Consider the following 6,500-nt stretch of genomic DNA (forward strand, 5'->3'; position numbering starts at 1 on the left):
TCACCCCGGCACCGCGAACCACGGCCCGAACTCGCTCTCCAGCACGAGCCTGCCGAGCTTGCGGTACTCCTGGCGCACCGAGGTCACCAGGTCGGCCATGGTCACCGGGCGGTCCGCGGCGGCGGCCAGGTACGCCGCGGTCACCGCGCACGCGCGGATCGACCCGCCCGCCAGTTCGAAGCGCTCGGCGCAGAACTCCAGGTCCAGGTCGTCCGCCCTGGGCAGTCCCGGTCCCAGGCAGCGCTCCCACAGCGCCCGGCGCTGCTCGACATCGGGCATCGGGAAGTCCGCGATGACGTCGATGCGCCGGGTGAACGCCTCGTCCACATTGGAGCGCAGATTAGTGGTCAGCACCGCGATCCCGTCGAAGGACTCCATGCGCTGCAACAGGTAGGCGGACTCGACGTTGGCGTAGCGGTCGTGGGCGCTCTGCACCTCCGATCGCTTCCCGAACACCGCGTCGGCCTCGTCGAACAGCAGCACGCCGTGCACCCCGGCGGCCTCGGTGAAGATCCGCTCCAGGTTCTTCTCCGTCTCACCGACGTACTTGTCCACCACCGTGGACAGGTCCACCACGTACAGGTCCATGCCGACCTCGGCCGCGACGACCTCCGCGGACATGGTCTTGCCCGTGCCGGACTCGCCCGCGAACAGCGCCACCACACCGCGCCCGCGCCCACCGCCGGGGCGCATCCGCCACTGCCCCAGCACCCGCTCCCGGTGACGCGCCCGCACGACCAGTTCGGCGAGCTGGCTGCGGGTCCGCTCGGGCAGCACCACGTCGTCCCAGCCCACCCCCGGCACCACCCGCCTGGCCAGTCGGTCCAGCCCGGCCGCGTTCTGCGCCCGCACCCCGGCCCGCACGTGGTCCAGGCCGACCGGCCTGCCCTCCAGCGTCGCCAGGCGGGTGGCCACCGCCACCGCCCGGTCGATCTCCGCCGAGCCCAGCCGGTAGCCCGCCAGCTCGGCGGAGAAGGCGGGCTCGCCGCCGAGCGCGCGCGCCCACCACGCCGCGCGGGCGGCGGGCGGCGGCGATGCCAGCGGCACCGACAGCACCGGCCGCGCGGTCCACCTCGGATCCCAGTGCTGCCCGCTGTGCAGGACCACCGGCACATCACCCGCGACCGCGTCGAGCTCGCGCACCAGCCGCACCCGCGCGGGCACCAGCGGTTCCAGCGGGCCGAGCACGATGCCCGCGCCGCGCAGCCTGGCCTCGCGCACGACGGCGGCGAGCACGGCGGGCAGCTCGGCGTCGTCCCGCTCGGCCAGCGCCGCCACGTCCAGCACCACCGCGGCCCGGCCCGCGGCGGCCAGCGCCGCGACCGCCGCGGTCCCCGCGTCGCCGCCGGTGTCGCGCAGGTGCACCGGGGTCACCCCGGCACGCAGTCCCGCGCCGAGCCGTTCGGGCAGCTCCCCGTCCAGGTGGTGCGCCCGCGGCACGATCCGCGCCAGCCGGGCCACCGCCGGATCGGGGGTGTCGTCCCCCAGCAGGTGCGCCACCACCCGGTCCGGCACGCCCAGCACCCGCGACAGCGCGGGGGCCGTCGGGTCGCGCACCTCGACCAGGCCGCCCGCCACCAGGGGCGCGGTGGCCGCGAGGCGGAAGCGCCCCGGTCCGGCCACCGACGCGCCGCACAGCCGCAGCGCCAGCCCCACCGTCGGGCGTCGTCGGGTCACGTCGTCGTTGAGGTAGCCGTAGAGCTTCTCGAAGCGCGCGTCCACGTCCGGGGCCATCGCCACGAGCAGGAACTCCACGTCGAGGGGGGTGAGGCCGAAGTCGCGGGCGAGCGCGACGAGCCGGGGCTCGGGGCCGCTGTCCGGTCCGGAGCCCGGTTCGGGGTGCTCCAGCGGCGGCTGCCGGGGCTCGGCCAGCACCCCCTGCACCGCTTCGGGCGTGAGGTAGAGCCCGCGGTAGGGGTCGCCGGGATCGGGGTCGTCGGCCAGCCGCGCGTCCACCGCCCGCCGCACCCGCGCCTCCACCGCGCCGAGCCGGGCCCACAGGTAGCGCAGGTCGGCCTCGCGCCGCGGATCGGTCCGCTCCGGGTCGGTCATCGGATCGGTCCGCCGCCGCGGGGGCGGCGCCCGGTGGGCAGCGGTCGGGGCCTGGTGACCGCGAACCCCTCGCCCTCGGCGGTGGTCGGCCCCTCGTAGCGCAGCCTGCGCGCCGCCTCGCCCGCCGCGTGCTCGGGCAGCGCCCGCAGCACCACGCCCTCGGTCACCGGCGGACCGGCGGGGGTCCACTCGCCCGCCAGCGGCGAGGTCACCTTCAGGTCGATGGCGGGCTTGAGCTCGCCGCCCAGCGCGGACCACAGGTCGGCGACCGCGCGGCCCTCCGACACCGGTCCGGCCGCCTCCAAGGCCACCGACAGCCCCAGCTCGGCCAGCGAGCCGGTCAGCCACCGGGAGGCCAGCTTCTCCGTGCGCACCAGGCAGGTCAGCGCCTGGGACAGCAGGCGGTGCTCGTCCTGCGGTCGGTTGGTCCACGCGGTGACCAGGTAGGACAGCACGAACCAGCGCGTCGGGCCGCGCCAGCCCAGCAGCACGCCGTCGTCGTCGTGCACCTCCAGCGAGCCGGAGCTGCGGCGGGCCCGGTCCTCGCGGATGTCGTAGAGGAACACGCTGACCGCCGGGGCGGTGCGCCGCGCGGTCCACTCCTTGGTGGGCGGGTCGAACGCCAGCTCGCCACCACCGCCGGGCACGCCCGCGTCCACCAGCAGCCTGCGGATGCCCTCGTCCACCTCGTGGATCACGGGCGCTCCTCCTCCTTCGTCCTCGGGATCACCGGCGGGCCACCATGTCCGGCGGTCCGATGGAGCCGGGCACCACCAGGAACGGCGTGGTGGCGGGGCGGAAGCCGAGGCCGGCGGCGGTGATCGTGCGGGGTCCGGTCTGGTCCTTGGGCAGGATGAGCAGCTGCGCGGTGAACCCGCCGTCCGCGCGCGGGACCGTCGGCGCCGCGGCCGCGGTGATGCCGGGCGACCAGGTCAGCCGGACCGGGACGCCGGGCGGGAAGTCCACGCCGCGCACCGAGGTCACGAAGCCGGGCTCGCCGATCGGCGGCACGGCCACGATGCGCGGCAGCAGCACCCGCATCGGCGCGCTCGCGGCGTTGTCACGGGGGTCGGCGTCGGTGCCGGTGGTGCGCAGCGCGCCGCGCACGGTGGTCTGCAGCGGCGCGTCGGGCGCGAAGAGCACCTGCACCACCAGGGACGCGCCGGGCGCCAGGTCGGGCAGCGCGCAGCCCGCCGCCGAGCACCCCGGCGGCAGCGCCGCCACCGGCACCCGCTCGGGCAGCTGGAAGTCCAGCCGCAGCCCGGTGGCCAGGCCGCCGCCCCCGTTGCGCACGGTGTAGGTGGCGGTGGCCCGCCCGCCGACGTAGGAGGGGTCCGGCTGCACCACCACGGCCACGCCGGGGCCCGCCGCAGGAGGCGGAGGGGGCGGCGGAACGGGTTGGGACGGGGTGGGCTGCGGGGACGGGGAGGGCTGGGGCGGGTCGGTCACCGGTTCGCGCACCGGGACCTCGGTCCGCGCGGCGTTGTCCGAGGGCCGCACGTCCAGCACGCCGCCGGTCACCGACCAGGTGACCCGGTCGCGGCCGGGCACCAGGCCGACCAGGTCCACGGCGACCCGCGCGCTCGCCCCGTCCTCCAGCGCGCCCAGGTCGCAGCGCAGCGCGGTCGCGTCGCAGGAGCCCCGGTCCGGGCGCAGGTCGGCCACGCGGACGCCGCCGGGCACCGCGATGGTCAACGCCGTGCCCGGCGAGGTCGCCGGGCCGCGGTTGAGCACCGTCACGGTGGCGGTGGTGGTGGCCCCGGTCTCCAGCTCGGGCACGGCGGGCGGCGCCTGCACCGCCAGGTCCACCGACGGCTGCCAGGTGGGCTCCTTCTGCCTGCCCGGCAGGGTGCGGGTGATGCTGCCCAGCTCCCCGGTGGTGGGGTCGAGCACGCCCAGCTCCTCCGGGGAGCGCACGTCGCCCACGCGGCGGGCGGTGACCGCCAGCCGGTCGCCGTCCGGGGCGAAGGCCGCGTCCCTGGGCTGGAACGGCCCGGTCGGCGGCGCGGTCTGCGGCGTGGCGCAGGTGCCCGGCCCGGTGGGCAGCACGACCCGGCACGCGCCGTCGGGCAGCGAGACCTCCAGCAGGCCGTCGAACTCCCGGTTGAACACCAGCGCGCCGCCGTCGGGGCGGAACGCCGCGCTGTCGTCGGTGACCTCGCAGTCGAACCCGCACACCTGTCGGGACAGGTCGCGCTGCTGGTCGAGCTCGCCCGCGCGAGCGGTCCAGATGTGGTTGTCGCGGACCTCGCCCTCCGGCCCCTGCGTCACCAGTCCCCTGGTGAAGGCCAGGGTGGTGCCGTCCGGGGACCACGCGGGCTGGGTGTCCTCCAGACCGGCGGCCTCGGGCGGTGGGCGCAGCTGCCCGACCACCGCGCCGGTGGCCACCTCCACCACCACGATCCGGCTGTTCCCGGCGTTGGGCGGCACGCCGCCGGGCGAGCGGCGGGCGAAGGCGATGAACCGGCCGTCCGGCGACCACGCCGGGTCGAACTCCCAGTCCGCGACCTCCCGGTCGGCCACCGGGAGCCTGCGCGGGTCGCCCCCGTCCGCGTCGACCAGCCACAGCCGCTGAACTCGGGTGTCCTCCACGTTCTCGAACCGGGTCACCACGATGCCGCGCCCGTCCGGGGAGTACGCCTGTCGCTGGGTCCACGGGTCGAATCCGGGACGCGGGTGGAACAGCAGGTTGGGGTCGTTGACGCTCTCCGGGTCCTCGCGCAGCACGGGCAGGCCGAGGTCGCGCGGGTCGCCGCCGTCGGGGCGGATGTCCTGCAGGGTGGCCGTGGAGCGGGTGGGCGCGGTGGTGCGGGAGACCAGCAGCCGCGGCGGTGTGCCCGCCAGCCATGCCGGGGAGCCGACCTGCCGGTCCTCGGCCAGCAGCAGGCCGGGCGGGGCGGTCACCGGCAGCCCCGGCGCGGTGTCGGCCAGGTAGACCTTCTCCACGTTCGGGTCGGCCGGGCAGCTGCACACCTGGTCGTGGCTGAGGAACAGCAGCCCCGCGCCGTCGGGCCGCCACACCGGCCAGCGGCTGCGCCACCCGGCCTGGTCGCCGCCCAGCAGCGGGGTGGCGGCGCCGTCGCCGTCGAGCACCCGCACCTGGGCGGGCGCGTCCGCGCCGCGGTCGAGGGTGTAGGCGATGCGGCCGTCGCGCGGGTTCCACGCGGGTTCCACCGCCGCGCCGTCGGGTTCGTCGGTCAGCCGCACCGCCGCGCCGCCCGCGACCGGCTGGCGGTACAGCTCCGGGGCGCCGTCGCGGTCGGCGGAGAAGGCGATCTGCGCGCCGTCGGGCGAGAACGTCGGCCAGGTCTCGTCGGCGGGACCGGTGGTGAGCCTGCGCGGGGCGGTGCCGTCCACGCCCACCAGCCACAGGTCGCGCTGCCCGTCCTCGGCGGAGTCGAACACCACCGTGCGCAGGTCCGGCGACAGCTGCGGGTGGCCCGCGTCGTGGTCCTCGGTGAGCCTGCGCACCGAGCCGTCGGCGGCGCGCAGGTAGACCTGGGGCCGCGGCCCGTCGCGCAGGCTGGTGAACACCACCAGGCCCCCGCGTGCCGAGACGTGGTCGTCGAAGTGCGCGGGTCCGGCGCCCATCAGCGGCTCACTGGGGTCGAGCCGGTCGGGCACCGGATCGGCCACCGCGCCGATGCCGCGGTGGCCGGTGCCCGCGTAGGCGATGCGGCCCGCGACGGCGGGCTCGTCCTGGCGTGCCGCCGCCGGGGCCGGTGCGCTCACGTCGCGCACCACGACCACAGCGCACAGCACGGCCAGCGCGGTGGCCGCGGCGACGCCTCGGGTTCTCGCCCTGATGGACAACTTCACACCTCCGGTGGCGGGTCTGCCCGGAATCGTGGCCGCCGCGCCGGTGCGGTGCCGAGGTCCGCGCGGGCAGCACCGGGGAAAGGCACGGGGGACGTTCGGGCAGGCCGCGTCAGATCAGGCCGTGCCGCATCACGTAGCCCACGGCGTGGGCGCGGTTGCGCAGGTGCAGCCGCGTGGTCACCTCGTGCAGGACGTTCTTGACCGTGCGCTCCGAGAACGACATCTTCACCGCGATCTCGGAGGTGTCGAACCCCTCGGACACCAGTCGCAGCATGTCCGCTTCCCGTGCGGTGAGAGTGGACAGCGTGGGCGCGTCGGGGTCCAGCACGCTGCGCTGTAACCTGCCCACGTGGTCGAGCAGCGTGCCCAGCAGGTCGCCGGGTAGCACCGCTTCTCCTTTGGCCACCGCGACCACGGCGTTGACCAGCCGGTCCTGATCGGCCTCGGCGCGGCGCACCACCGCCGCGACCCCGCAGTCCACCGCCACCTGCAGCGCGTCCTGGTCGAAGCGGCCCGCGACCACTCCAGTGCGGGTGGACGACGAGCGCTGGAGCCTGCGCAGCAGCCGAACCGAGCTCTCGTCCAGCTCGTCGACCACCAGCAGCGCCACCGCCGCGCGCGAGGTCTCG

The 6,500-nt window shown here is 76.5% G+C and carries 4 protein-coding genes; all 4 read right to left on the reverse strand.

Features of this window, described 5'->3' with window-relative positions; translation table 11 throughout:
* A complete protein-coding gene (locus IEZ00_RS28630; RefSeq protein ID WP_189226464.1) occupies positions 1-2,052 on the reverse strand; it encodes an ATP-binding protein in 2,052 nt (683 codons plus the stop codon).
* On the reverse strand, positions 2,049-2,750 hold the full coding sequence (locus IEZ00_RS28635) for a Pvc16 family protein (RefSeq protein ID WP_189226465.1): 702 nt from the start codon (positions 2,748-2,750) through the stop codon (positions 2,049-2,051). The genes IEZ00_RS28630 and IEZ00_RS28635 overlap by 4 nt, the downstream gene beginning before the upstream one ends.
* Positions 2,751-2,778: 28 nt before the next feature.
* Positions 2,779-5,865: a DUF11 domain-containing protein gene (locus IEZ00_RS28640; RefSeq protein WP_189226466.1), complete on the reverse strand. Its 3,087-nt coding sequence runs from the start codon at positions 5,863-5,865 to the stop codon at positions 2,779-2,781.
* A 115-nt stretch (positions 5,866-5,980) separates the two neighbouring features.
* Positions 5,981-6,500: helix-turn-helix transcriptional regulator (locus IEZ00_RS28645; RefSeq protein WP_229796172.1), on the reverse strand; the 520-nt coding region annotated here is incomplete at its 5' end.

This window comes from Saccharothrix coeruleofusca (assembly GCF_014648515.1).
GTDB lineage: Bacteria > Actinomycetota > Actinomycetes > Mycobacteriales > Pseudonocardiaceae > Actinosynnema > Actinosynnema coeruleofuscum.

Bases quoted from the DNA above. Each gene is read 5' to 3' on its own strand.
- IEZ00_RS28630 (WP_189226464.1), bottom strand. From the start codon at position 2,052: ATGACCGACCCGGAGCGGACCGATCCGCGGCGCGAGGCCGACCTGCGC.